At 60.5% G+C, this 25,011-nt stretch carries 22 protein-coding genes; 9 read left to right on the top strand and 13 right to left on the bottom strand.

All coding sequences use genetic code 11. From position 1 onward, the window contains the following. Nucleotide 1 precedes the first annotated feature (1 nt). Together D1820_RS00855 and D1820_RS00850 are read left to right on the top strand one after the other, a co-directional pair. A complete protein-coding gene (locus D1820_RS00855) occupies nucleotides 2-1,345 on the top strand; it encodes a 3-deoxy-D-manno-octulosonic acid transferase (RefSeq protein WP_118067557.1) in 1,344 nt (447 codons plus the stop codon). 13 nt (nucleotides 1,346-1,358) lie between these two features. Beyond that, the gene (locus D1820_RS00850; protein WP_118067556.1) at nucleotides 1,359-2,402 is read left to right on the top strand and encodes a glycosyltransferase family 4 protein; all 1,044 of its coding nucleotides are present in this window, start codon (nucleotides 1,359-1,361) and stop codon (nucleotides 2,400-2,402) included. Between the two features lie 95 nt (nucleotides 2,403-2,497). Here D1820_RS00850 and D1820_RS00845 read toward each other — a convergent pair whose 3' ends face one another. The 5 genes from D1820_RS00845 to D1820_RS00825 form a co-directional block, all read right to left on the bottom strand. Continuing rightward, nucleotides 2,498-3,661: a M20 aminoacylase family protein gene (locus D1820_RS00845; RefSeq protein ID WP_118067555.1), complete on the bottom strand. Its 1,164-nt coding sequence runs from the start codon at nucleotides 3,659-3,661 to the stop codon at nucleotides 2,498-2,500. A gap of 91 nt (nucleotides 3,662-3,752) precedes the next feature. Next, nucleotides 3,753-4,916, bottom strand: coding sequence for a M20 aminoacylase family protein (locus tag D1820_RS00840; protein ID WP_118067554.1), 1,164 nt, complete (start codon nucleotides 4,914-4,916; stop codon nucleotides 3,753-3,755). A 10-nt stretch (nucleotides 4,917-4,926) separates the two neighbouring features. Beyond that, nucleotides 4,927-6,093 carry a M20 aminoacylase family protein gene (locus tag D1820_RS00835; RefSeq protein WP_118067553.1) on the bottom strand — a complete coding sequence of 389 codons (1,167 nt, stop codon included), beginning with the start codon at nucleotides 6,091-6,093 and terminating at the stop codon, nucleotides 4,927-4,929. A gap of 224 nt (nucleotides 6,094-6,317) precedes the next feature. Next, nucleotides 6,318-7,484, bottom strand: a complete 1,167-nt coding sequence (gene argE / locus D1820_RS00830; protein WP_118067552.1) for an acetylornithine deacetylase — start codon at nucleotides 7,482-7,484, stop codon at nucleotides 6,318-6,320. Between the two features lie 4 nt (nucleotides 7,485-7,488). After that, entirely contained in the window at nucleotides 7,489-9,309 is a 1,821-nt protein-coding gene (locus tag D1820_RS00825) for an ABC transporter ATP-binding protein (RefSeq protein ID WP_096873102.1), read from the bottom strand. Between the two features lie 329 nt (nucleotides 9,310-9,638). Here D1820_RS00825 and D1820_RS00820 point away from each other — a divergent pair, with 329 nt between their 5' ends. From D1820_RS00820 to D1820_RS00805, 4 genes are all read left to right on the top strand, one after another. After that, on the top strand, nucleotides 9,639-11,339 hold the full coding sequence (locus tag D1820_RS00820; RefSeq protein WP_096870950.1) for a peptide ABC transporter substrate-binding protein: 1,701 nt from the start codon (nucleotides 9,639-9,641) through the stop codon (nucleotides 11,337-11,339). Between the two features lie 149 nt (nucleotides 11,340-11,488). After that, a complete protein-coding gene (locus D1820_RS00815) occupies nucleotides 11,489-12,496 on the top strand; it encodes an ABC transporter permease (protein WP_040172757.1) in 1,008 nt (335 codons plus the stop codon). After that, on the top strand, nucleotides 12,489-13,460 hold the full coding sequence (locus tag D1820_RS00810; protein WP_096870949.1) for an ABC transporter permease: 972 nt from the start codon (nucleotides 12,489-12,491) through the stop codon (nucleotides 13,458-13,460). Before D1820_RS00815 ends, D1820_RS00810 begins: the two co-directional genes overlap by 8 nt. Before the next feature lie 280 nt (nucleotides 13,461-13,740). Further along, complete coding sequence (locus tag D1820_RS00805) at nucleotides 13,741-14,814, top strand: YeeE/YedE family protein (RefSeq protein WP_118067551.1); 1,074 nt, start codon at nucleotides 13,741-13,743, stop codon at nucleotides 14,812-14,814. On the opposite strand, the gene D1820_RS00800 is transcribed toward D1820_RS00805, so the two are convergent. The 8 genes from D1820_RS00800 to D1820_RS00765 all read right to left on the bottom strand — a co-directional run bounded on the left by D1820_RS00800 (nucleotide 14,750) and on the right by D1820_RS00765 (nucleotide 22,311). After that, entirely contained in the window at nucleotides 14,750-16,030 is a 1,281-nt protein-coding gene (locus tag D1820_RS00800; protein WP_118067550.1) for a DUF3422 family protein, read from the bottom strand. The genes D1820_RS00805 and D1820_RS00800 overlap by 65 nt on opposite strands. 131 nt (nucleotides 16,031-16,161) lie before the next feature. Next, nucleotides 16,162-16,533 carry a carboxymuconolactone decarboxylase family protein gene (locus tag D1820_RS00795; protein WP_118067549.1) on the bottom strand — a complete coding sequence of 124 codons (372 nt, stop codon included), beginning with the start codon at nucleotides 16,531-16,533 and terminating at the stop codon, nucleotides 16,162-16,164. Then, nucleotides 16,526-16,894, bottom strand: coding sequence for a MerR family transcriptional regulator (locus tag D1820_RS00790; RefSeq protein WP_096870946.1), 369 nt, complete (start codon nucleotides 16,892-16,894; stop codon nucleotides 16,526-16,528). Before D1820_RS00790 ends, D1820_RS00795 begins: the two co-directional genes overlap by 8 nt. A gap of 70 nt (nucleotides 16,895-16,964) precedes the next feature. Next, the gene (locus D1820_RS00785) at nucleotides 16,965-17,339 is read right to left on the bottom strand and encodes a VOC family protein (RefSeq protein WP_096788883.1); all 375 of its coding nucleotides are present in this window, start codon (nucleotides 17,337-17,339) and stop codon (nucleotides 16,965-16,967) included. 113 nt (nucleotides 17,340-17,452) lie between these two features. After that, nucleotides 17,453-18,886 carry an NAD(P)(+) transhydrogenase (Re/Si-specific) subunit beta gene (locus tag D1820_RS00780; protein WP_118067548.1) on the bottom strand — a complete coding sequence of 478 codons (1,434 nt, stop codon included), beginning with the start codon at nucleotides 18,884-18,886 and terminating at the stop codon, nucleotides 17,453-17,455. Nucleotides 18,887-18,899: 13 nt separating this feature from the next. Next, on the bottom strand, nucleotides 18,900-20,471 hold the full coding sequence (locus D1820_RS00775) for a Re/Si-specific NAD(P)(+) transhydrogenase subunit alpha (RefSeq protein ID WP_118069946.1): 1,572 nt from the start codon (nucleotides 20,469-20,471) through the stop codon (nucleotides 18,900-18,902). Nucleotides 20,472-20,608: 137 nt separating this feature from the next. Beyond that, entirely contained in the window at nucleotides 20,609-21,070 is a 462-nt protein-coding gene (locus D1820_RS00770; RefSeq protein WP_040174139.1) for an isoprenylcysteine carboxylmethyltransferase family protein, read from the bottom strand. A 287-nt stretch (nucleotides 21,071-21,357) separates the two neighbouring features. Next, nucleotides 21,358-22,311, bottom strand: a complete 954-nt coding sequence (locus D1820_RS00765; RefSeq protein ID WP_118069944.1) for an MBL fold metallo-hydrolase — start codon at nucleotides 22,309-22,311, stop codon at nucleotides 21,358-21,360. Between the two features lie 240 nt (nucleotides 22,312-22,551). Here D1820_RS00765 and D1820_RS00760 point away from each other — a divergent pair, with 240 nt between their 5' ends. From D1820_RS00760 to kynU, 3 genes are all read left to right on the top strand, one after another. After that, on the top strand, nucleotides 22,552-23,304 hold the full coding sequence (locus D1820_RS00760) for an SDR family NAD(P)-dependent oxidoreductase (protein ID WP_118067547.1): 753 nt from the start codon (nucleotides 22,552-22,554) through the stop codon (nucleotides 23,302-23,304). Then, the gene (locus tag D1820_RS00755; protein ID WP_040174142.1) at nucleotides 23,304-23,702 is read left to right on the top strand and encodes an MmcQ/YjbR family DNA-binding protein; all 399 of its coding nucleotides are present in this window, start codon (nucleotides 23,304-23,306) and stop codon (nucleotides 23,700-23,702) included. Before D1820_RS00760 ends, D1820_RS00755 begins: the two co-directional genes overlap by 1 nt. A gap of 99 nt (nucleotides 23,703-23,801) precedes the next feature. Next, the gene (kynU, locus tag D1820_RS00750; RefSeq protein WP_096868501.1) at nucleotides 23,802-24,995 is read left to right on the top strand and encodes a kynureninase; all 1,194 of its coding nucleotides are present in this window, start codon (nucleotides 23,802-23,804) and stop codon (nucleotides 24,993-24,995) included. Nucleotides 24,996-25,011: the final 16 nt, after the last annotated feature.

Genomic DNA, 25,011 nt, shown 5'->3' with positions numbered 1-25,011 from the left:
GATGACCAGCCGCAAGACCAGCGCAGCGCCGCTGTTGTTTCACCTCTACCGCGCGATCACTGCGGTGCTGGCGCCGTTTGCCTATCGCAAAGTCGCAGGCAAGCTCGCCGATCACGGCGTGTCAGCTGCCCGCCAGCGCGAACGGATGGGCTATCCAACAGAGCCGCGCCCAACACCCCAAACGCCCGATGGCCGCCATGCGCCGTTGCTGTGGTTTCATGGTGCCTCGGTCGGCGAAAGCCTGGCCGCACTGAGCCTGATCGACAAACTGGCCCCCCGCCTGCCCGGCGCGGAATTCCTACTGACTTCGGGCACCGCAACTTCTGCCGAGATGATGGCCAAGCGTATGCCGGCCAATTGTCGCCACCAGTTTGCGCCGCTGGATGCGACGGCTCCCGTGCGCCGTTTTCTGCGGCATTGGCAGCCGGACGCAGCGCTCTTTGTCGAAAGTGAGCTGTGGCCGGTAACGCTGGACGCGGCCAAACGCTCCGGCGTGCGGCTGGCATTGGTCAATGCCCGACTGTCGGCCCGATCCATCGCGCGGTGGAAATCCAAACCGGCCACCGCCGCCTTTGTGATGCAGCATTTCGATGTGTTGCTCAGCCAGAACCCGCAGATGGGCCAGAGCCTGATCGACCTTGGCGCCCCGGCTGATCGCGTCCATCCCAGCGGCAACCTGAAAGCCGGGTCCGCCCCGCTGCCCGTTGATCAGACCGCCCTTGCCTCTGTTCAGGCCGAGCTGGGAGCGCGCCCGCTCTGGGTCGCAAGCTCTACCCACCGTGGAGAGGAGGAGACTGTGATCGCCGCGCATAAAGCACTGCTGGCCGAGACCCCCGACCTCTGCCTGTTGCTGGCGCCCCGTCACCCGGAGCGCGCAACAGAGGTGATCGCGCTGATCAAGAAGGCGGGCCTCAGCGTTGCCCGTCGCAGCGCAGGCGATGCCCTCACCCCTGACACGCAGGTCTATCTGGCGGATACGCTGGGTGAGGTCGGCACATGGTATGCGCTGTCGCCCATCGTGTTTCTGGGTGGCTCCCTTGCCCCCATCGGCGGGCATAATCCGTTTGAGGTGGCACAGGCCGGCGCCGCCGTCATCACCGGCCCGGGCTATTCCAACTTTGCCGAGACCTATCCACCGCTGATCGACGCCGGTGGAGCGGTTGAGGTCAGCGACGCCCCAACGTTGGCCGGCGCAGTCCAGCATTGGTTGACGGATGACACCGCCCTTAACACGGCTCGCACTGCTGCGCGCGGCGTGGTCGAGGCGCAGGCGGCAGCCCTTGACGGTGTGGTGGACCTGTTGATCACCCATCTGGCGCTCCCTTCGCCCAACACACGCAACTGATCGGAACCGCCAGATGGCCGACCTGCTTGTCACCAACTTCAATCGCAATTTCACCGGCGTCTCGGCGACCGCTGCGAATGTGGTCCGCCAACAGGCCGGTCGATACGAGATGGCGCTGGTGGGACGCGCCCTGCCCGGCTGCCCGGATCCGATTAGCATCGCCGCCGCCCGCGCGGCCTCACGCCATCATGATCCCGGCAAATCCTTCGCGATCTGGCACGTCCGGCGCAACACCGAGATGCGTGCCGCGATCTGGGCGCGCGACGTCCTGCGCCTGCCGGTGCGGATCGTTTTCACCTCGGCGGCGCAACGGCGGCATTCTGCGTTTCCGCGCTGGCTGATCTCGCGCATGGATGCGGTGATTGCCACCACCGAAGCCGCCGCAACCTATGTCCCCCATGTGCGTGCTGTGGTGCCGCATGGGGTCGACACCGATGTCTTCACACCGGCGGAAAACCGCAGCTCGGCGTGGGCCGCGCTTGGCTATGGCGGCCAGCAAGGGATTGCCACCGTCGGGCGTATTCGCCCGGAGAAAGGCACTGATCTGTTTGTTGACGCTATGCTGCGACTCTTGCCGGACCACCCCGGCGCTGTCGCTCTGGTGATCGGGCGTGCCACACGAGAGCATCAGGGCTTTTTGAAGGGCTTGCAGGCAAAGATCGCAGCGGCGGGCCTTGGCGAACGCATTCTGTTTCCCGGCGAAATTCCGGCAAGCGATCTGCCGCGCGTGATGCGCGCGCTGTCGCTGGTGATGCAGCTGCCCCGCTACGAAGGCTACGGTATGGCTCCGCTGGAGGGGTTGGCCAGTGCTGTGCCCTTTGTCGGTTCAGACACCGGATATTATCGTGCCTTTTCGGCGCAAGGGACCGTCGGCACCGTGGTGCCGTTGGAGGCCGCCGACGCCGCGGCAGAGGCCGCAGGTCAGTTGCTGTCAGCACCCGAAGAACTGTCACGCCGCGGACAAGCTGGTCGCGATTTGGCAGTCCACGCCTTCAGCGCCCGTGCGGAGGCAAATGGCATCGACGCCGTTTATCAAGAGCTCTGGTCCGCAGGTTAAGCGAGCAGCCTCTCAAGCCCCCTAGATAACGCCAAAAAAATCGCCTGCCCACAACGGGACAGGCGATCCTCTTAGCTTGTCTTTTGCCTCAGTGATCAGGCGGCGGGCATCCGCTGTTCGACAATCTCTGCCCACCAGCTGCACCCGGCCGGAATGGCCTCATCGTTGAAGTTATATTCGGGGTGGTGCACGGCGGCGGTGTCGCCGTTGCCAACCAGAATATAAGCGCCGGGGCGCTCTTCCAGCATGAAGGCGAAATCTTCGCCGCCCATCACAAGAGGCGCGTCCTCGCACCCGCCAGAGATATCCCGCGCCACCTTCGCCGCAAACTCGGTCTGTTCGTCATGGTTCACCATCACCGGATACCCCCGGTGGTAGGTCACGGCCGCCGTACCGCCAAAGGTCGCAGCAATGCCGTCGCAAATCTCATTGATCCGCTTCTCCGCCAGATCGCGCATCTCGCCAGACATGGTCCGCACAGTTCCCTTGATCTGAACACTCTGCGGGATCACGTTGAACGCCTTTGAGGACGTCTCAAACGAGGTTACCGAAACCACGATCTGATGCACGGGATCTGCGTTGCGCGAGGCGATGGTTTGCAGCGCCAGCACGGCCTGCGCCGACATCACGGTGGTGTCGATGGTCTCCTGAGGCTTCGCCGCATGACCGCCGCGCCCTTCGAAGGTGATGTCGAACTGGTCCGTCGCTGCAAAGAAAGCACCCGGACGGATCGCGAAGGAGCCCACAGGACGGCCCGGCCAGTTGTGCATGCCGTAGACCTCCTGGATGTTCCAGCGATCCATCATGCCGTCGTCGCACATTTCCTTGCCGCCGCCACCGCCTTCTTCGGCGGGCTGGAAAATCACCACAACAGTACCGTCGAAATTGCGGGTCTCAGACAGGTATTTGGCCGCCCCCAGCAGCATCGCAGTGTGACCGTCATGGCCACAGGCGTGCATCGCGCCATCGGTCTTGGAGGCATATTCCAGACCGGTCTGTTCATGGATCGGCAATGCGTCCATATCGGCGCGCAGGCCGATGACCTTGCCGGAGCTGTCAGACTTGCCCTTGATCACGCCCACAACACCGGTCCGGCCAATGCCGGTGACAATCTCATCGCAGCCGAACTCTTTCAGCTTCTCTGCAACCAGCGCGCTGGTGCGATGGGTCTCGAACAGGATTTCAGGATTTTCATGGATATCACGTCGCCAAGCGGTGACTTCGCTTTGCAGTTCGGCGAAACGGTTCTTCACAGGCATGGTAAGGTCCTTTTTCTCTATCAATGCGCTGACGATCTTGGTCCGCGCTGTTTTCAGTTGAATGACGGTTGATGCAGACGACCCTTTCCCATCAGGGCAGTGGTAGCCGCTGTTCGATCAGGGTGACGAACCAGCTGCATCCGGCTGGGATGGCATCGTCGTTGAAATCATAAGCCGGGTGATGCAGGCCAGCCGAGGGTCCATTGCCAACACGGATCATGGCACCGGGGCGCTCCTCCAGCATGAAGGAGAAGTCCTCTCCGCCCATGGCCAGTGCCACCTCCTCACAATCGCCCGCCACCGCCAGCGCTGCCGCATGGGCGTATGTGGTCGCCTCAGCGTCATTGATGGTCACGGGGACACCGTTCACAAACTCCACCTCCGCAGAGCCGCCAAAACTCTGAGCTATTCCGGCAGTGACAGCACGCAGCCGCTCTGGGATCTGTGCCCGGACTTCTGGTGAATGGGTGCGAATGGTGCCTTTCACCTCCGCCCGGTCCGGGATGACGTTATACGCCTTTGACGATGTCTCAGCCGAGGTGATCGACAAAACCCCCTGCATCACGGGATCGACATTGCGCGACACGATAGTCTGCAGGGCTGTGATCAGCTGGCACATCATCACCGTGGTATCGGCGGTTTCCTGCGGTTTGGCCGCATGGCCACCGCGTCCTTGCAGACGAATGATGAACTCATCAACGGAGGCCAGGATCGGCCCCGGGCGCAGGGCGAATTTGCCCAGTTCAAGCCCCGGCGAATTGTGGATGGCATAGACCTCATCAATACCAAAGCGGTCCATCAAGCCATCCTTGCACATGGCCTCGGCACCATTGCCGCCCTCTTCGGCGGGCTGAAAAATCACCACGGCAGTGCCATCGAAATTGCGCGTCTCTGCGAGGTATTTGGCCGCTCCCAGGAGCATCGCGGTATGGCCGTCGTGGCCGCAGGCGTGCATCGCGCCCTCAATCTGCGAGGCATGCGGCAGGCCGATGTCTTCTGCCATAGGAAGCGCATCCATATCGGCACGCAGACCAATCGCCCGGTTCTGCGTATCGCTGCGGCCCCGGATCACCCCGACAACGCCGGTCCGGCCGATCCCGGTCACCACCTCGTCACAGCCGAAGGCACGCAGCTTCTCGGCCACCAGTGCGCTGGTGCGATGTGTCTCGTAGAGGATTTCCGGGTGCTGGTGGATATCCCGACGCCAGGCGGTGATTTCGGCGTGCATTTCAGCAAAGCGGTTCTTCACGGGCATCGGGTCATCCTCAGGCTGCGGGCATACGTCGTTCGACCAGCTCGGCGAACCAGCTGCAGCCCAGCGGGATCGCCTCATCGTCGAAATCATAGGCCGGATGGTGGCACATGGCGGTGTCACCATTGCCAAGGAAGATATAGGCGCCCGGGCGCTCTTCCAGCATGTAGGAGAAGTCTTCCGATGGCATGATCGGATCCGTGTTGTCACTCACCTTGGGCGACACGGCGCGCGCCGCCTCCACCGCATAGCCGGTCTCAGCTTTGGTATTCACGGTCACCGGATAGCCCGGCATCCAATTGACCTCAGCCTGCGCGCCGTAGGCCGAGGCGATATCCTCCGCAATGCGGCGCACGCGGGTCTCGGCCAGGCTGCGACATTCCTTATCCAACGTCCGCACGGTGCCCTGCAGCCGAGCCGTATGGGCGATCACATTGGAGGCGGTGCTGTCGGTTTCAAAGGTGCCAACAGTCAGCACCACACGCTTCAGCGGGTCGATATTGCGCGCCACAATCGACTGCAAAGACACCACAATCTGTGCAGCCACAAGCGTGGTATCAATCGCCTCATGCGGGGTAGCCGCGTGCCCCCCTAGCCCGGTCACGGTGATCTCGAATTCATCGGAGGACGCCATAATGGGACCGGAGCGAATGGCGAATTCCCCAACCGGAATGCCCGGCGCATTATGAAGGCCATAGACCTCTTGAATACCCCAACGCGCCATCATGCCGTCATCGCACATCGCCTTGCCTCCGGCACCGCCTTCTTCTGCCGGCTGAAAGATCAGCACTGCCTTGCCGTCAAAATTGCGGGTCTCGGCCAGGTATTTCGCAGTGCCGAGCAGGATCGAGGTGTGGCCATCATGGCCACAGGCATGCATCAGCCCCGGCGTCTGGGAGGCGTAATCGAGCCCGGTCGCCTCGGTGATTGGCAACGCATCCATATCGGCACGCAGGCCGATAGCGCGGCCCGAGGTGTTGGTCTTGCCCTCGATGACGGCGACGACCCCGGTTTGGCCAACACCGGTGGTGATGTCTGTGATGCCAAAGCTGCGCAGCTTCTCCTCGACAAAAGCGGCGGTCTTATGCACCTCATAGAGCAGTTCCGGCATCTGATGCAGGTGACGCCGCCAACCGGTGATCTCAGCGTGCATTTCAGACAGGCGATTCTTGATCGGCATGGGCATCTCCCTAATATTGGTCCGCTGTCCCAGCTGCATCGCTGGCTGCCAAGCAACGAAAACACTGTTTCCAATGGCGCGAGCAGGCGGATAGCCGCATCAACGGTAAGGTCTGCAGCCACTCTCTTTCAGAAAACTTGCCTTATCAAGTAATGAGGTGCAAGCAGATCGCCGTCGGCCATGATCAGCCCAAGCAGAGCCCCGAAACCGGCGCAGGCCAGTCGTCAGGCAGCGAGCCGGTCAACCAGTTGCTGCATAAACCGATGGCCCGCGTTGAACTGCGATACCTCGATATACTCATTTGGCTGATGCGCCTGCGCGATATCACCAGGCCCGCAGATCACAGCGGAATAGCCCGCTTCCTGAAACTGCCCCGCCTCGGTCCCATAGCTGACCACATGGGTGCCATTGTCGCCGGTGAGCGCACGCACCAGAGTTTCGGCTTCGCCTTCGACCTCGGGAACCAGGCCTGGCACGTTGAACTTCTTGCTGACATCAATGCGGGTGTCGGGATGGACCGCCTGCATCTCTGCCTCGATGTCGCGCAGCTTCGCCAGATAGGCCGCTTCCCACTCGGCCGCAGATTCGCCGGGAACAACCCGGAAATCCATCACGAAACGGCAATCTTTTGCCGTGATGTTATGGGCCGTGCCGCCATTGATCATACCGACGTGGCAGGTGGTGAAGGGCGGCGTGAACAGAGATGCGACGTCATCCGGCGTCTTGGCCATATTCTCAATATTGCGCGCATTGGCCCAATCAATCAGCCGGGCCCCCTGCATGATGGCGCTGACACCCGTGTGCATGAGAGAGCTGTGCACCTCAAAACCCACCAGATGGGTGCTGTAGCCAATACCACCCTTGTGCCCGGTCACCGGGCGCATCACCGAAGGTTCCCCAACGATGACACAGGATCCCTTGGGCAGAACCTCCTGCATCGCGGCAATCATCGGCGGCGCGCCGGTGCAGCCAACCTCCTCATCAAAGCTGAGCGCAAGCTGCAAAGGCCGCGAGACACCTCGGTGGTGCGCCGCAACCAATGCCCAGATCGCCAGGGCGTCAAAACCTTTCATGTCGCAGGTGCCGCGACCAAAATACTTGCCGTCGCGCTCAACCACGGTGAAGGGATCGCTGTCCCAGGGCTGCCCCTCAATCGGCACAACATCCGTATGCCCTGACAGCACCACGGCCCCTTCGACCTCGGGGCCGACATGGGAAAAAACCGCCGCCTTATGCGGCTGATCGGGATCTACCCAGCGGTGCGCGGTGATGCCGTGACTGGCCAGATAGCCCTCAACCCATTCCACCAGCGGCAGGTTGGTTTCGCTGCTGACGGTAGGAAAAGAGATCAGCTTGCTCATGATCTCCAGCGGGGTGAGCTGCTCTGCCATCTTCTTAGTAACCGCTATCAGTGGTCAGAACAAAATGCCCCGGTTCCACCTCAATGTACTGCGAGGGTTCGGGCTCGTAGTTCAGATCGTGGATCGGCGACGGGATCGGTTTGAAGTTCAGATCCTTCTCCGATTTGCGCTGGTTCGGATCCGCAATCGGCACCGCCTTCATCAGCGCCTGCGTATAGGCGTGTTGTGGGTTCTCAAACACGCGCGCCCGCGGTCCGAGTTCGACAATGCGGCCCAGATACATCACGCCAACCTGATGGCTGACCCGTTCAACAACGGCCATATCATGGCTGATAAACAGGAACGACAGCCCCAGTTCGGCCTGAAGCTCCATCATCAGATTAAGCACCTGCGCCTGCACCGACACGTCCAGCGCCGACACCGCCTCATCTGCAACAATCAGTTTCGGATTGAGTGCAAGGGCGCGGGCAATGGCGATGCGCTGACGCTGACCACCGGACATTTCATGCGGATAGCGGCGCATGAAGCTGCGCGGCAGATGCACCCGATCAAACAGCGTGGCGACGCGGTCCTGCAGTTCTGAACCAGAAGCCAGACCGTAGTTGCGCATCGGTTCCGCCACCTGGTCCAGCAGCTGCATCTGCGGATTGAGAGAGGCAAAAGGATCCTGAAAGATCATCTGCATATCAAGCCGCGCCTTGTGCAGCTCGCTCTGGTTCAGGCCAAGGATATCGCGGCCTTCGAATTCCACCGCCCCGGATTGCGGCTCCACCAAGCGCAGGAGAGACCGACCGGCGGAGGATTTGCCGCAACCGGATTCACCAACCAGCGACAGGGTCTGCCCCTTGAACACCTTGAAAGACACATCTTCAACCGCATGCACATTGGCCACGGTACGGCGCAGGATGCCCCCCTTCACCGGGAAACGAGTCACCAAGTTGCGAACGTCCAGCAGCACCTCATCGCTGCCCGTGATCGGTGCGATTTCCTGCTGCTCCACACCCATCAGCTTCATCGGCTCAGGGTAGTCCTTGCCGCGCATCTCGCCCAGCTTGGGAACCGCCGCCAATAGGGCTTTGGTGTAGTCATGCTGCGGGTTCTCGAAGATCTCCGTGACGGTGCCTTCCTCGACCTTATTGCCACGGAACATGACGACCACACGGTCTGCCATCTGCGCGACCACCGCCATATCGTGGGTGATGAACATCACGGCTGTGCCGGTTTCCCGCTTCAACCGGTCCATCAGCGCAAGGATTTCAGCTTGAATAGTCACATCCAACGCAGTCGTCGGCTCATCCGCGATCAGCAGACGCGGCTCGCAGGCCATCGCCATCGCGATCACCACCCGCTGACGCATCCCGCCCGACAATTCATGCGGATACTGTTTCAGGCGGCGTTCCGGCTCTGGGATGCGAACCTCACGCAGCAGTTCCAGCGCGCGTGCTTCGGCATCTTTCTTGCTGAGGTTTTTGTGGATCCGCAGCCCTTCTGTCAGCTGACGCCCGACGGTGAACACCGGGTTCAGCGCGGTCATCGGCTCCTGAAAGATCATCCCGATCTCATTGCCGCGAATCTGTTTCATCAGCGCCTGATCGGTTTTGCCGAGATCCACCTCACCTCCGTCGCGGCGGTCAAACAGCAGCTGCCCTGACGTAATATCGCCGCCACCAAACTCAACCAGACGCATCAGCGACAGCGAGGACACCGATTTGCCAGACCCGGATTCGCCAACAATGCAAACGGTTTCGCCGGGATTAACATCAAAGGAGACATCCTTGACGCCCACCACCGGGCCGTCTTTGGTCTGAAACTCCACCCGGAGCCCTTTGATTTGCGCGATTGGTTGATCCAGCACCGTGACGTCCCCTTCGTATTCTTCTTTTTTCGATGGCGTTAACAGAAAGGTGTACGCACCTGCGCTGACCCCGTCAAACCCGCGGCCAGAGCCTGCGCAATTTTTTCTCGGCTGCAAGTCTTGCAATTTGGCAGAAGTCTGTATTCGATACCCGCAGTGCAGCCACGCCTGCCTCCGGTTGCAAGCCCTGATCGCGGTAACGTGATCGCAGCCACAACCCGGCAGAGATTGCGTGCTCAACCGCACAGACCACAGCGATGTGGCAAATCTCCGGGGTGCAACAGACCCGGTCAAAAGAAGGCACTTACGTGTCCGACAAGGAGTGAATTATGAAAATTAAGACCCTTTTGCTGGGTGCAATTGCGTCAGCCGCGCTTGCCCCCGCAGCCTTTGCCGAACGGGGATCGGACGGCCAGGTTAACATTATTTATTGGCAAGCCCCCTCCATCCTGAACCCGTTCCTGTCGGGCGGCACCAAGGATGTGGAATCGGCGTCACTGGTGATCGAACCGCTGGCACGCTACGACCCACAGGGCGAAATGGTTCCCTATCTGGTTGAAGAGATCCCGACTGTCGACAATGGCGGCGTGAGCGAAGATCTCACCTCGATCACCTGGAAGATCAAGCCGGGCCTTCTTTGGTCGGATGGCACGCCTTTCACCTCCAAGGATGTGAAATTCACCGCTGACTACTGTATGCACCCTGAAGGCGGCTGCGCGCAGGTCACCAAATTCGAAGGCGTCACCAGCGTCGAAGCGGTCGACGATCTGACCGTCAAGGTCACTTTCGACAAGCCGACCCCCTTCCCCTATGGCCCCTTTGTCGGCGGCGAGAGCCCGATCATCCAGGCTGCGCAGTTTGCTGATTGCGTCGGTGCCAAGGCACCCGAATGCACCACCGCCAACTTTGCGCCCATCGGCACCGGCCCGTTTGTCGTCGATGAGTTCAAGCCTAACGACGTGATCACCATGTCGGCCAACACCAACTACCGTGACCCGGCGAAGCCTGCCTTTGCCAAGGTTCTGTTCAAAGGTGGCGGCGACGCAACCGCAGCAGGTCGTGCCGTTATGGAAACCGGCGAGTTCGACTACGCTTGGAATCTCCAGCTGGCCCCCGAAGTCATCGCGCAGATGGAAACTGGCGGCAAAGGCGTGCCGGTCGCGGGCTTTGGTCCTCTGGTTGAGCGTATCATGCTGAACAACACCAACCCCGATCCGGCGCTTGGCCCGGATGAGCGTTCGGTGATCCGCCCGCATCCGTTCCTCAGCGATCCGGCGGTCTACAAAGCCATGTCACTGGCCATCGACCGTCCGCTGCTGGTGGAAATCGGCTATGGCAAGGCAGGCAAAGTCGGCTGTAACTGGGTTCCTGCCCCTGCAGCCTTTGCGTCGGATACGTTCGACTGCTCCACTCAGGATCTCGCCGCCGCTAACGCGATGCTGGACGAAGCCGGCTACAAGGACACCAACGGTGATGGCGTGCGGGAAACACCCGACGGCAAGCCGATGAAGATCCTGTACCAGACATCGACCAACGCCGTGCGTCAGGATTTCCAGGCGCTGATCAAACAGTGGTGGAGCGAAATCGGCATTGAGACCGAGCTGCGCAACATCAACTCTTCGGTCTTCTTCGGTGGTGATCCGGGTTCCCCCGACACCTTCCAGAAGTTCTATGCTGACGTCGAAATGTACGCAAACACCTTCAACGGCACCGACCCGCAGTCCTATCTGGGCAACGGTCTGTGCGACAAGGCACCGCGTCCTGACAGCCAGTGGCAGGGTGAGAACATCTCCCGCTTCTGCGATGAGGAATTCGACAAGCTGCACGCCGAACTGTCCCAAACGGCTGGTCTGGAAGCGCGCGCGGAAATCGCCAAGCGCCTGAACGATATCATCGTCGAAAAAGGTGGCATGATTCCGCTGGTTCACCGTGGTCGTCTGTCCGCGCGCTCCAACACCCTGGGTGGCGTGGATCTGAACGTCTGGGACACCGAGCTGTGGAACGCAGCTGACTGGCACCGCACCGAGTAAGCGTCTAACGCCTGCAGTGGCCCCGGTAATGCGCCGGGGCCTCTTGCCATTTACGTCCGAATGACGTCATTGCATCGGCCAGAAATGGATCTCAGGCAAAAGACCGCCCAGTTCCACCCCATTCTTCCAATTGCAAAGGCGCCTACTGGATGCTGACCTTTACAATCAGACGCCTTGTTCTGTCGGTTCCGACGCTTCTGTTCATCAGCCTTGTTATCTTTTTGCTGCTTGAACTCGCGCCCGGTGATCCGATGGCTCAGGTTCCTCTGACCGTCCCCCCCGAAGTCAAAGAAAAGATGCGCGAGGCACTTGGCCTTGGCCAACCCGCGCATATCCGATTCTGGAAATGGATCGTACAGTTCTTCTGGATCGAACCTCAGGTTCTGATCGACCATTATTTAGGCACCAGCTTTTCAGCCGGTGACCTGCGCGTAATCTCCTGGCAGACCCGCTCGCCGGTGATGGATATCGTCGTACAGCGCATGCCGCAGACCCTCTGGGTTGTGGGCACGGCCTATCTGGTGGCGATCGCCATCGCCCTGCCTATCGGCATTTATTCGGCCTACCGCCAGTATAGCTGGTTCGATCAGGTCGGCACCTTCGTGTCGATGGTCGGCTTCTCTGTGCCGCCGTTTTTCTCCGGCGTGTTGGTGATCGTGATTTTCTCGGTTCAGCTTGGTTGGTTCCCCTCGATCTATGACACCACGCATGTGGTGAACAGTTGGGACTCCTTCGTCAAACAGCTGCAACAGATGGTCATGCCGGTCATGGTGCTGGCGTTGCAAATTACCGCACAGCTCAGCCGCTTCATGCGCGCCTCGATGCTGGACAACCTCAATCAGGATTATGTCCGCACCGCCCGTGCCAAAGGCCTGAGCGAATATGTGGTTGTGATGGTCCATGTGCTGCGCAACTCGATGATCCCCGTGGTTACTGTTATTGCGCTTGGTATTCCGGCCATCTTCGGCGGTGCGATCATCACTGAACAGGTGTTCAAGGTGAACGGCATCGGCCAGCTGCTGATCGGCGCGATTGAGGCCAACGATCTGCCGATGGTGCAAACGCTGACCTTTATCTTTGCTGTGCTCATCGTGTTGTTCAACCTGATCGCAGATGTGCTCTATGGCATTCTAGACCCGAGGATCCGCTATGACTGATAAGGACCGTCTGGTTCCCGACGAAGGGATTGCCCCCGCCTCCACCGCCCTGCCCGCCGCAGGTGTGATGGAAGAGCTGGACCAACCGCCCCGCAGCCAGTGGCTGGATGTGTGGGATCAGTTCAAATCGCACAAAGGTGCCATGCTTGGCGGTGCGCTGTTTCTGCTAATCGTGCTGACGGTCTATCTTGGCCCGTTTTTCTGGGATATCGATGCCACCCGCATCGACATCCGCGCCCGCAACCAGGGCCCCAGCTGGGCACATCCCTTTGGGACCGATCAGCTGGGCCGCGACATGCTGGCCCGGATGATGGCAGGGGGGGCGACTTCCGTTTCCGTTGGTCTGACCGCAATGCTGCTGGCGCTGTTCCTCGGCTCGCTGGTGGGCGTATTGGCGGGGTTCTTCAAGCGCCTCGACGGGCCGCTGATGCGACTGACAGATCTGTTTCTGGCGCTGCCTTTGCTGCCGCTCCTCCTGGTGATGATGCTGCTGTTCCGCGAGCCGCTGAACGCGACCTTCGGGCCGGAACAGGGCATCTTCATCCTGATCGTGGCTTCCATCGGCATCACCAGTTGGATGCCCACCGCACGGATTGTGCGGGGCGATGTTCTGGCGATCAAGGAACGGGAATTCGTGTTGGCGGCGCGCTCCATCGGGACCACCAACAGCAAGCTGATTTCGCGCCACATCCTGCCCAACGTGCTGTCACCGATCATGGTGTCGGCCACACTGGGCATTGCGACCGCGATCATCACCGAGTCGGCCTTGTCCTTCCTCGGCCTCGGCTTCCCGCCGGATTTCCCGACTTGGGGACGGCTGCTTTATGATGCGACGGATTATCTCCAGCAGTATCCTGAGCGGGTGTTCTGGCCCGGCATGGCGATCTCTCTCACCGTGCTGAGCGTCAACTACCTCGGCGACGGCCTGCGCGACGCGCTGGACCCTCGGATCCGGGGGCGCTGATACCGAAGACGCAGTACGGGGCATAACACCCCTACACATTCAAATAAAAACATATCAATCGGCCACTCCCTCTGAGTGGCCGATTTGTTTTTGCCCACTGCAAGCGCGGCGGGACGTCTGATCCAGAGAGATCACTTCGGACAGAATAATTTCCTGCACAATACGCCATGCCATCTGGCCTCAAAGCTTGCTGCCTGCCGAAAAAACGGCCATTTCGGGAAAATATTCCAAAAGCGATGGATCCCGTCGCCCCTCCCTATCGCAGTCACGGAGACCGCATATGTTCGAAACACTTGGCTTTGAAGACACCACCGCCCGTGCGGTTTCGGTCCTGTTTGCCCTGGGTGTCGGGATCCTCTTTGGCGGGCTGGCGCAGCTGACCCGGTTTTGTTTTCGCCGTGCTGTAGTCGGTGCGGATCGCCGTCAAGCCGCTGGCGTCTGGGCAATGGCGCTCGCGGTTGCGGTTCTGGGCACCCAAGCCGCTGTGGCGCTTGGCTGGATCAGCTTTGGTGAACACCGCCTGATGGTGGCCGATCTGCCCGTGGCAGCGGTGGTCCTTGGCGGGTTGATGTTCGGTGCCGGCATGGTGCTGACACGCGGCTGTGTCTCCCGGCTGATGGTGCTGACCGGTAGCGGCAATCTGCGCGCCCTGGTGGTGATCGTGACCTTCGCCATTGTCGCCCATGCGACACTTAAGGGCGTGCTGGCTCCGCTCCGCACTTGGATTGGCGGCGTGACGGTCCCCATAGGCGACTACGCCTCTCTTGCGGCCTTGGCCGGAGGACCACTGGTCGTGGCTGTGCTGATCGCCCTTGCCGCTGTCGCTGTCGCCCTCAAATCCGGGAACCGCGCTCTGCCCCTTCTTGGTGGGGCACTGATCGGCGCACTCGTGCCCCTTGCCTGGGTGGGCACTGGCTATGTGCTGTTCGACGAATTTGACCCCATCGCGATGGAGAGCCTCTCCTTCACCGCGCCATCAGCCGAGACCCTGTTCTACACGCTGGCCTCCAGCGCCGTACCGGCTGGTTTTGGTACGGGTCTGGTCGGTGGCGTGCTAATCGGCGCGCTGGTCGCCGCACTGCTGAGTGGCAGTTTTCAGTGGCAGAGCTTTGAGAGCCCGCGCCAGACCGGCCGCTACCTCAGCGGCGCTGTGCTGATGGGCGTTGGCGGAGTTCTGGCAGGCGGGTGCACCGTTGGCGCAGGCCTCGCTGGTATTCCGACACTCAGCTTGGCTGCGGTGCTGGCACTGGCGTCGATTGCCGCAGGTGGCCTGGCCGCAAATGCCTGGCTCAATGCAGCCGCTTCCGGATCTGGCGCACAGCGAGCCACACCATCAGTACAACCGGCAGAGTAAGTGCTGCCGTCATCATCCCCTTGCTGAGGCCCAGAACCACGGCAAGGGGGTAGAGCGCATAGGATGCCAGTGACACCGCATAGTAGCTGATCGCCACCACAGACAGCCCCTCCACCGTATGTTGCAGCCGCAGTGCCATATCCGCGCGGCGGTCCATGCTTTCCAGTAGCGCCTGGTTCTGTGCGGAGCGTTCTACATCGACGCGAGTTCGCAACAGCTCCCCTGCCCGCCGCGCGCGATCCGCCAATGTGGCCAGCCGTCCTTCCGTTGATTTTACGGTCCGCATAGCCGGTTCGAACCGGCGCAGCATGAACTCGGCAAAGGTTTGATACCCTTCAAATCGCGCCTCCCGCAGCAGGGCAATGCGCTGGTTGACCAGCGCATCATAGGCCCCTGTCGCCCCAAAGCGGAACGCCGCCTGCGCCGCCATCGCTTCCAACTCAGCCGAGACGATCAACAGCTGTGACAGCGTCTGTTCGGCAGGCATGCGGTCGCCGGTCATCTCCACCATCATCTCACTCAGATGGGTATCCAGCACCCCGATGGTGGGGCTGAGGCCACGCGCCCGCGAAAATCCCAGCATCGACATGGCGCGATAGGTTTCGATCTCGCAAAGACGCTGCACCACCCGGCCAATCCGCTGGGCGCCCGTCTCCGTGTTCGGAAAAACGGCGAACCGCATGTGGCCTGCCGGGTCGATCCGGAAATCCCCAGCCACCACACAGCTGTCATCCAGCACCCGCGCAACGGCCAGGCTCTCAGGCACAAACCAATCGGTCAGCGCGCGGCGTACATCCGCAACCTCGCCGCGCGGCAGGACCCGCAGCATCAGCGAGGTGATGCGCTGCCCCGGCGCTTCGGACAGCCAATCAGACGGGAACACATCGAAATCCGCAGGATCGTAGGGCCGCTCGCTGATGCCATCGAAATACAGCGTGTAAGACACGAACTCGGTATGCTGTTCCCATTTCAGGGTATGGCGCCCCAGCTGCGCGGAATGATGTGTCGCACCCGGTTTCGGATGCGGCACCCCGTGCCGGTCCAGTAGCTCGATGAGATGGGCAAGATCCCGGCTGCGATCGCGGTGCACCGCCTCCTGCGGCTGCTTGATCGCAAGATAGATCACCGTCGACGGATTGCTCATCGTCGGGAACGGGCGGGCGTGCAGCTCATTTGCCAGCTGGTAACGCAGCGGGTGGTCTTGAATTGGCGGCATCTGTGGTCTCCCTGAGCGGCAGACCACAGGTTAGCGGAGGCCAATTGACCTGTAAAGAATTACGTTATTTCAACGTCTTAACTGGATACAACCGTATACAATCGAGGCAAGCCCGACGCCAGACGAGGGCATTATGCCGCCTCAAACACCTCAATCGCCGCATTCAAACCATTGATGGCCGCAGGCATCCCGCCATAAACCGCCATCTGCCAGATCACCTCCAGAATCTCTGCCTCACTTGCGCCCGCCGCACGGGTATGAGCGATATTTATCTTCAACTGCGGAGTGGTCTGACCGCCAAGCGCCGTCAGCGCGGCAATTGTACAGAGCTGCCGTGTGCGCAGGTCCAGGCCCTCGCGCGCGTAATGGCGCCCATAGGCCCACTCCACCAGGCTCTCTGCCATTCCCGGCAAATGTGCGTCGTAGCGCTCTGCCAGGATCGCTTCCAGATTCGGGTTCATCTCTGCCAGCAGCTTGCGGCCATGGGTCAATGCGTCAGACATCTGCGCTGTCCTTTTCCAGGTCATGGTAGATCGCCACCTTGCGATCCAATAGGGCAAGCGTGTCATGAAGCTGCGCCAGCTGCCGGCGGATCACCTCGCGGTGGGCTTCCAGCATTTCGCGCCGTTCGGCCAGTGTTTCCCGCCCCTTTGCCCGTAATCTGGCATAGCGGACGCGGTCCGCCTGCTTCATTCCTGTGGCGTTCAACTGCCCCAGAAAACGGATCCAGCCGAGGATATCGCGGTCATAGACCCGCCGCCCGGCGGCATCCCGCGCGGGCGGGTCTATCAGCCCGATCTTCTCGTAAAAGCGCAGGGTATCCACGCTCAGGCCAGTGGCCATCGCCACGTCTGAAATCTTCATGCACGTCTCTCTTGCTGCCCACCCACCATGGGTGAGTCGGGACACCCTAACGGTTGGAGTACACTCCAGCTCAAGCGGTATCTGCAGCCCGCCCAATAGGTTGCCACAATTCTATTGGATTGCCCTCCGGGTCGTGCAACCGCGCGAAATAGCCGATCTCACCGTCCCACTCCGGCCGTGTCTCCACCGAGATATCCGCCGCCTGCAACTGCGCGATCATCGCCGCCAGATCCGTTACCCGGAAATTGATCATCCACTGTTTGCTTGTGTCTCCGAAATAGTCGGTGTCCTCAGCAAACGGGGCGAAGACAGTATAGCCGCCTCCCTGCATCCAGGGTGTCCCCCCAACGGGGTCAATTCCCAGATGGTCATTGTACCATCGGCTGAGCGCTTCTGGGTCTTTGGCGCGGAAGAACACGCCACCTATGCCTTGGGCCTTTTCCATATCATCCTCCTCGGCTGCCCTATGATAGCACAGGCCCCAGTCCGCATTGGCCAATAAAAAAGAGCGCCCCGTCGGGAGCGCTCTTTCAGTGTGTGCAGCGATGAGCCGAACAATCAGCTGATCATGGTCAGCAGCTTGTCGAGGCTGGCCTTCGCATCGCCATAGAACATCCGCGTGTTTTCCTTGAAGAACAGCGGGTTCTCGATCCCCGAGTAGCCAGTGCCCTGACCGCGTTTGGAGACAAAGACTTGTTTCGCTTTCCAGCATTCCAGCACCGGCATGCCAGCGATCGGCGAATTGGGGTCTTCCTGTGCCGCCGGGTTCACGATGTCGTTGGAGCCAATGACAATCGCCACATCGGTCTCCGGGAAGTCCTCGTTGATCTCGTCCATTTCCAGCACGATGTCATAAGGCACCTTCGCTTCCGCCAGCAGCACGTTCATGTGACCGGGCAGACGTCCTGCAACCGGGTGGATCGCAAAGCGGACGTTTTTGCCCTTGGCCCGCAGGCGGCGGGTCAGTTCCGCCACATTCTGCTGGGCCTGAGCCACTGCCATGCCATAGCCGGGGATGATCACCACAGAGTCAGCCTCATCCAGCGCGGTTGCCACGCCATCTGCCTCGATTGCGATCTGCTCACCGTCGATTTCCATCGCCGGGCCTGCAGTGCCACCAAAGCCACCAAGGATCACCGAGATAAAGCTGCGGTTCATCGCCTTACACATGATGTAGCTGAGGATCGCACCGGAGGAGCCCACCAGCGCGCCAACCACGATCAACAGATCATTGCCGAGCGAGAAACCAATCGCTGCCGCCGCCCAGCCGGAGTAGCTGTTCAGCATCGAGACAACCACCGGCATATCGGCGCCGCCGATGCCCATAATCAGATGGTAGCCGATGAACAGTGCCGCCAGCGTCATCAGGAACAGCGGGAAGAGGCCGCCGGTGTTGAAATACCAGATCAGGCAGATCAGCGAGAGCCCAGCCGCACCGGCGTTCAGCATATGCCCACCGGGCAGCTTGGTGGCCGCCGAAGACACTTTGCCCGCCAGCTTGCCATAGGCAATCACCGACCCGGTAAAGGTCACAGCCCCGATGAAGACACCAAGAAACAGCTCAACCCGCAGGATCGCGATCTCAACACCGTCTTTCTTGGCCAGCAGCGCGCCAAAACCCTCAAGCGCCTTCTTGGCGGTGTCATCCATCGCCAGAACGCGACCCAGCTCAATATGGGCGATGAAGCCCACAAAAACCGCTGCAAGACCCACCAGCGAGTGCATCGCCGCCACCAGTTGGGGCATTTCGGTCATCTGCACGCGTTTGGCGACATAGTAGCCGATGAGGCCGCCTGCGGCGATCAAGACGATCGACAACAGCCACAGACCAGCACCCGGCCCAATCAGGGTTGCCAGCACCGCCAGCGCCATACCCGCAATGCCGTACCAGACGGCGCGTTTTGCGCTTTCCTGCCCGCTCAGGCCGCCCAGCGACAGGATGAAGAGAACAGCCGCAACCACATAGGCGGCAGTTGTAAAGCCAAAGTCCATAATCCCGGCCTCCTTAAGATTTCTGGAACATGGCAAGCATGCGCCGGGTGACGAGGAAACCGCCGAAGATATTGATCCCGGCCATGAATACCGACACTGCCGCGAGGAAGATCACCAGGAATGATCCCGATCCGATCTGCATCAGCGCCCCAAGAATGATGATCGAGGAAATCGCATTGGTGACAGCCATCAGCGGCGTATGCAGCGAGTGGGCAACACCCCAGATCACCTGGAAGCCCACAAAACAGGCCAACGCAAACACGATGAAATGCTGCATGAAGCTGGCGGGCGCAAACAGCCCCACCAGCAGCACCAAGGCCCCGCCAACGGCCAACAGAGTGACCTGATTTTTGGTCTGCTGCTTGAAAGCCTCGACTTCCTGCGCCCGCTTCTCTTCGGGCGTCAGCTCCTTCACCTCTTTCTTCGGCTGGGCCGCGATGGCCTGCACCTTGGGCGGTGGCGGCGGGAAGGTGATTTCTTTCTCGAAGGTCACCGTCGCGCCACGGATCACATCATCTTCCATGTTGTGATTGATCTGACCGTCTTTCTCGGGCGTCAGGTCAGTCATCATGTGACGAATGTTGGTGGCATAAAGCGTCGAAGCCTGCGCCGCCATGCGGCTGGGGAAATCGGTATAGCCGACGATGGTTACGCCGTTTTCGGTGACGACCTTCTCGTCCATCACCGTTCCTTCGACATTGCCGCCTTTTTCAGCTGCAAGGTCAATGATGACAGAACCCGGTTTCATCGCCGCGACCATATCCTCAAGCCACAGCTTGGGGGCTTCGCGGTTGGGGATCAGCGCGGTGGTGATGACGATATCAACATCAGGGGCCAATTCGCGGAACTTGGCCAGTTGGGCCTCACGGAATTCGGGGCTGGAGACAGCTGCGTAACCGCCGGTTGCCGCACCGTCCTGCTGGCTTTCCTCAAAATCAAGGTAAACGAACTCTGCGCCCATGCTTTCGACCTGCTCGGCCACTTCAGGGCGCACGTCAAAGGCATAGGTGATCGCGCCAAGGCTGGTGGATGCCCCGATGGCCGCCAGACCGGCAACACCGGCGCCCACCACCAGAACCTTGGCGGGCGGCACCTTGCCTGCCGCCGTGATCTGACCGGTGAAGAACCGGCCGAAATTGTTGCCCGCCTCGATCACCGCGCGATAGCCCGCGATATTGGCCATGGAGGACAATGCGTCCATCTTCTGCGCGCGGGAAATCCGCGGCACCATTTCCATCGCGATCACATTGGCGCCCTTGGAGCGTGCAAGCTCCATACCGGCCTCATTGCCGCCCGGATTGAAGAAGGAAATCAGCGTCTTGCCCGCTGTCATCCGCTTCAGTTCCGTTTCAGTCGGCTGGCGCACCTTGGCCACGATATCTGCCGCTTTCCACAGGGCGGCCGGTGTTTTGACGATCTCAACGCCAACAGCCTCATATGTGGCATCTGCAAACCCAGCCGCAGCACCTGCGCCGGTCTCGATCGCACAGGTATAGCCCAGCTTTTGCAGTTGAACCGCAGAGTCCGGGGTCATCGCAACCCGCGCCTCGCCGTCAAATACTTCTTTTGGCGTGCCTATTTTCACCTTGTCGGTCCCCCTCATTGTCCCCGCGCCAGACTTACTGAGCACGTATCGCAAATATTTTGACTACATTGCGCAACATTTTTGCGCAACAGTTTCGCTGCGTCGCCGCAACGGATTGCCGCGGTGCCGCAAATCCATCACAGCCATCGCCGTGTCTTCTGTTCATACCGCGCCCAGTCCGCGCGGAACTGCCTGCGCAACCGGTTTTCTTCCGGCAGAATGAACCGCCGCTCCAGCACCCAAACAAAAATTGGCAGCAGCGCCAGCGACAGCACCGCATCGAACCGCAGGATCAGCCCCAGCAGCAACAGGCAATCACCGAGATAAATCGGATTGCGACTGCGTTTGAAAATGCCGGATTGCACCAGCTGGCTGGGCTGCCCATGCGGGTGAAGCGTTGTCTTCTGGCGCCGCAATTCCGTCACGGCCAGCAGCATCAAAACGATCCCTCCGCCGATCAGCACACCGCTGAGAAACCCCACAAACGCGCCGATTGCGCCCCCCGAGAATTCAAGCCCCAACGGCAGAAATCGGGCCTGGCACCAGGCCAGCACCGCAAAGCCCAACAGCCACACCGGAGGCACGTCGATCCATTTCATTGCAGGCGACACTCCGGGTGATCCTTGTCCGATTTGATGCGCATCAGCGGCAGTTTTCCCTCATGAGGCCAGAAGGTCCACCCTTCGGAGCGCTCCTCCGAAGGATAAGGACAAATTGCCCTGAATGGTCGTGAAACGGCGAATCCGTTCCATTTGCGGCATGATCCTGCACAAATTGTTGTGGATAGCCACGTATACTTTGGCATGCCCAAACGGGTGATCAGCGCAGACGGCGCCAATCACCGGTCACAAGAGCGTTAATGGCCAAAGCGACAGCCCTCCTGCGGCTATTCCCACTCCATTTCCTCATAGACGCGACCGGCATTCTTGGTCGCCAATTCCTCAAAGGTATCGAGCTGCTGCCAGCGGGCCTGATCCACGTAATAAGCCGACGCCAGATCCCCGCCCTCTTCGATATGGGCACCAATCTTGCTGCGCAGATCCACGAGGTAGTCCAGCGTGTAGCGCCGCACCTGATCGAAATTGGTCGGATGGCCGTGACCGGGGATCACATAGGTTGGATCGAGCGGTTCCAACTTTTCCTGCCAGGTCTCAATCCAGCAGCTGGTGCAGGTATGTTCAAAAATCGGCAGCATCCGCTCGTGAAACGCGATATCCCCGGCGATCAACATTCCCCACTGCGGAATCCAGACCTGAGTATCGCCAGGATCATGGGCCGGGCCCAGATGCAGGATCTGAAAATCGACGCCCCCCAGCGACAGATCATAGCGATCCTCAAAGCTGAGGTTGGCAGGCTCAATCCGTGTCGCGCCCGCGCGGTCCTTATTGTAGCTCTGCATGCCTTGCAGGATGAAATGGCCGCTCTCTTTGACCTCTGCCGTGGCCTCCATATGGGCCAGAACATCCACGCCCTGATCGCGCCAATAGCCATTGCCCAGCATCGCATGGCCCTGACCATTTTCATTGATCACCAGCACCACCGGCTGATCGGTCAGCGCTTTGATCTCCGCATGCAGCGCAGCCGCCAGCGCGTCCGACGCGCCCGCATTGATGACGACAACGCCCTGATCCGTCACGACAAAACTGAGATTATTGTTGTGACCTGCGTTTTCATAGGTTGGCGGTGCGGTCGCCCCGATAGCGGAAAACACCTGCGGAATCACTTCAACGGGTTTGGCGTAGAGCTCGGACTGGGGGTATTGGTCGGCGATATCTTCGCTCGCCAGCGCAGCTGCGGGCGATATCAGCGTGACCACCAGGCCAAAGGCGAGAGTTTTCATGTCATCCTCCATCTGCAACGGGGGCCTGTCGCCACCTTTGGAATGACATTCATACATTGGAATATTTATGTAAACAACCTCTCGGAGGTGATCCAAGACGGCAAAATTCCCCTACCCCTGAAATGCCCGACAAAGTGACGGAACGGAGATCTTGCCTGCCTTCGCGCGGCGGTTAGGCTCTTCTCACAACCGGGAGATATCCCGGCAAAGAACACCAACACCCAACAGCGGAGCAAGGCCATGACACTCAAGGGAAAACACGCGTTGATCACCGGCGGCGGTACCGGCATTGGCCTGGCAATGGCACAGGCGCTGGCCGCAGAAGGTGCAGAGGTCACCATCACCGGCCGTCGCCAAGAGGTTCTGGAGGAGGTCGCAACCGACGTGCTTCACCCGTTGGCGATGGATGTGCGTGACGAAGCTGATGTCATCGCCAAGATCGACACCGCCACTGCCGCCCGCGGGCCGATACAGATCTGCGTGCCCAACGCTGGCATCGCTGAGGGCAAGGCCCTGCACAAGATGTCGATGGAGTTCTGGCGCAATATGATGGCCACAAATCTGGACGGCGCCTTTTTGACGATCCGCGAATCCATGAAATCCATGCGCCAGACCGACTGGGGCCGCGTCGTCACCGTCTCCTCCATCGCGGGCCTGCGTGGCCTGCAAGGCGCGCCCTGCTATTCGGCCAGCAAACATGGGCTTATCGGCCTGACACGCTCGCTGAGCGAGGATTATCTGGGCACGCCTTATACCTTCAACGCCCTCTGCCCCGGCTACGTCGATACCCCGATCATCGACCGGAACGTGACCTCGATCTCTCAGCGCGCGGGCGTCAGTGAGGAAGACGCACTGAAGATCATGGTCTCCGCCAATCGTCACAAACGCCTGATTCTGCCCGATGAGGTGGCCGCAGCGCTGCTGTGGCTTTGCGGTCCCGGCTCGCAGTCGATCAACGGGCAGACAATTGAGATTGCCGGCGGGCAAACCTGATGACACGGGAAGAGTTCAACGCGTTCTGCGCCAGCTTTGCCGCCACGTCCCATGTGGTCCAATGGGGCAATGCCGACGTGTGGAAGGCAGGGGGCAAGGTTTTTGCCATCTGCGGCTGGGCTGATGGCAAGGACGCCTTTACCTTCAAGACCGGCGATATCGCCTTTGAGGTCCTGCAAGAGCGTCCGGGCGTCCGCCCGGCGCCCTATCTGGCGTCGCGCGGGATGAAATGGCTGCAGCATTTCAAGGACCCCGGCCTGAGCGACACGGAACTGAAAGAGCAGATCAGCCTGTCCTATCGTCTCGTCACCGCAGGCCTGTCCAAGCGCAAACGCACCGAGCTGGGCATCCCCGAGCCGCAGCCGGGTGGCGCCCAGAGCGGGGATCCTGGATCCTAATCTCTGGACAGGGGCGGCACGATGCGATAGCACTCCAGAAACTTTAAGCATAAAATAAAATATGTTGACCGCCAGATCACCCATGCTCACGAGGTTCAGATGACCGATTTTGCCGCGACCAAGGCCATGTTCTCCCTGCCGGAAGGGATGATCTACCTCGATGGCAACTCTCTCGGGCCAATGCCCCGCGCCACCGCAGAACGGGTGCGCAGCACGATTGAGGACGAATGGGGCGAGATGCTTATCACCGGCTGGAACAAGGCCGGTTGGATGCAGAAACCCACCGCCATCGGCGACCGGATTGCGCGTTTGATCGGCGCCGAACCGGGCCACGTGGTGATGGGAGACACCCTGTCGATCAAGGTCTATCAGGCCGTCGCTTCGGCATTGGAGCTGAACCCAACCCGCAAGGTGGTACTGTCCGATAGCGGCAACTTCCCTTCCGACCTCTATATGGTTGAGGGGCTGGTGAAATCGCTGGGCCCGGACTATGCCCTGCGCGTTGTCGCGCCGGAAGAGGTCAGCGCCCATATCACCGATGACATTGCGGTGCTGATGCTGACCGAAGTGGACTATCGCACAGGGCGCAAACACGACATGAAGGCGCTGACAGAACAGGCCCATGCCGCTGGGGTTGTAACGGTCTGGGATCTGGCCCATTCCGCAGGCGCGCTGCCGGTGGATCTGGCTGGCTGCAAGGCGGATTTCGCGGTCGGCTGCACCTATAAATACCTCAACAGCGGCCCCGGTGGTCCCGCTTTCATCTACGTCGCCCCCCGCCACGCAGATGCCGCCCGCCCGGCCCTGTCCGGCTGGCTGGGGCACGCCGCGCCGTTTGATTTTGACCTGAACTACAAACCCGGCAACGGCATCGAACGGATGCGGGTCGGCACGCCCCCTGTGTTGCAACTCGCCGCGCTTGAGGCGTCGATGGACATCTGGGACATGGCCGATATGGCGGATGTGCGCGCCAAGTCGATTGAACTTTGCGATCTGTTCATCGCTGAGGTCGAAGCCCGCTGCCCCGATCTCACCCTTGCCTCCCCTCGCGATGGCGCTGGCCGTGGCAGTCAGGTCTCGTTCCGCTTCCATGAGGGTTACGCCGCCATGCAGGCGCTCATTGCCCGTGGCGTGGTCGGTGACTTCCGCGCGCCTGATATCATGCGCTTCGGCTTTACTCCGCTCTACATTGACGAGGGCGATGTGCGGGCCGCCGTCGATATCATCGAGGATGTGATGACCAACGCGCTGTGGGACAGTGCCGAATACAAGACCCGCAACGCCGTCACCTGATGATGGCTCTGCCCGC

Source organism: Phaeobacter sp. LSS9, assembly GCF_003443595.1.
Lineage (GTDB): Bacteria > Pseudomonadota > Alphaproteobacteria > Rhodobacterales > Rhodobacteraceae > Phaeobacter > Phaeobacter piscinae.
The sequence above is the reverse complement of the archived record's forward strand: the minus strand, read 5'-3'. Positions and strand labels throughout refer to the sequence as shown.

Excerpts from the sequence above, each read along its gene's own strand:
- D1820_RS00855 (WP_118067557.1), top strand. The coding sequence starts at position 2 with ATGACCAGCCGCAAGACCAGCGCAGCGCCGCTGTTGTTTCACCTCTAC.
- D1820_RS00850 (WP_118067556.1), top strand. The coding sequence starts at position 1,359 with ATGGCCGACCTGCTTGTCACCAACTTCAATCGCAATTTCACCGGCGTC.
- D1820_RS00845 (WP_118067555.1), bottom strand. The coding sequence starts at position 3,661 with ATGCCTGTGAAGAACCGTTTCGCCGAACTGCAAAGCGAAGTCACCGCT.
- D1820_RS00840 (WP_118067554.1), bottom strand. The coding sequence starts at position 4,916 with ATGCCCGTGAAGAACCGCTTTGCTGAAATGCACGCCGAAATCACCGCC.
- D1820_RS00835 (WP_118067553.1), bottom strand. The coding sequence starts at position 6,093 with ATGCCGATCAAGAATCGCCTGTCTGAAATGCACGCTGAGATCACCGGT.
- argE (WP_118067552.1), bottom strand. The coding sequence starts at position 7,484 with ATGGCAGAGCAGCTCACCCCGCTGGAGATCATGAGCAAGCTGATCTCT.
- D1820_RS00820 (WP_096870950.1), top strand. The coding sequence starts at position 9,639 with ATGAAAATTAAGACCCTTTTGCTGGGTGCAATTGCGTCAGCCGCGCTT.
- D1820_RS00815 (WP_040172757.1), top strand. The coding sequence starts at position 11,489 with ATGCTGACCTTTACAATCAGACGCCTTGTTCTGTCGGTTCCGACGCTT.
- D1820_RS00810 (WP_096870949.1), top strand. The coding sequence starts at position 12,489 with ATGACTGATAAGGACCGTCTGGTTCCCGACGAAGGGATTGCCCCCGCC.
- D1820_RS00805 (WP_118067551.1), top strand. The coding sequence starts at position 13,741 with ATGTTCGAAACACTTGGCTTTGAAGACACCACCGCCCGTGCGGTTTCG.
- D1820_RS00800 (WP_118067550.1), bottom strand. The coding sequence starts at position 16,030 with ATGCCGCCAATTCAAGACCACCCGCTGCGTTACCAGCTGGCAAATGAG.
- D1820_RS00795 (WP_118067549.1), bottom strand. The coding sequence starts at position 16,533 with ATGTCTGACGCATTGACCCATGGCCGCAAGCTGCTGGCAGAGATGAAC.
- D1820_RS00790 (WP_096870946.1), bottom strand. The coding sequence starts at position 16,894 with ATGAAGATTTCAGACGTGGCGATGGCCACTGGCCTGAGCGTGGATACC.
- D1820_RS00785 (WP_096788883.1), bottom strand. The coding sequence starts at position 17,339 with ATGGAAAAGGCCCAAGGCATAGGTGGCGTGTTCTTCCGCGCCAAAGAC.
- D1820_RS00780 (WP_118067548.1), bottom strand. The coding sequence starts at position 18,886 with ATGGACTTTGGCTTTACAACTGCCGCCTATGTGGTTGCGGCTGTTCTC.
- D1820_RS00770 (WP_040174139.1), bottom strand. The coding sequence starts at position 21,070 with ATGAAATGGATCGACGTGCCTCCGGTGTGGCTGTTGGGCTTTGCGGTG.
- D1820_RS00765 (WP_118069944.1), bottom strand. The coding sequence starts at position 22,311 with ATGAAAACTCTCGCCTTTGGCCTGGTGGTCACGCTGATATCGCCCGCA.
- D1820_RS00760 (WP_118067547.1), top strand. The coding sequence starts at position 22,552 with ATGACACTCAAGGGAAAACACGCGTTGATCACCGGCGGCGGTACCGGC.
- D1820_RS00755 (WP_040174142.1), top strand. The coding sequence starts at position 23,304 with ATGACACGGGAAGAGTTCAACGCGTTCTGCGCCAGCTTTGCCGCCACG.
- kynU (WP_096868501.1), top strand. The coding sequence starts at position 23,802 with ATGACCGATTTTGCCGCGACCAAGGCCATGTTCTCCCTGCCGGAAGGG.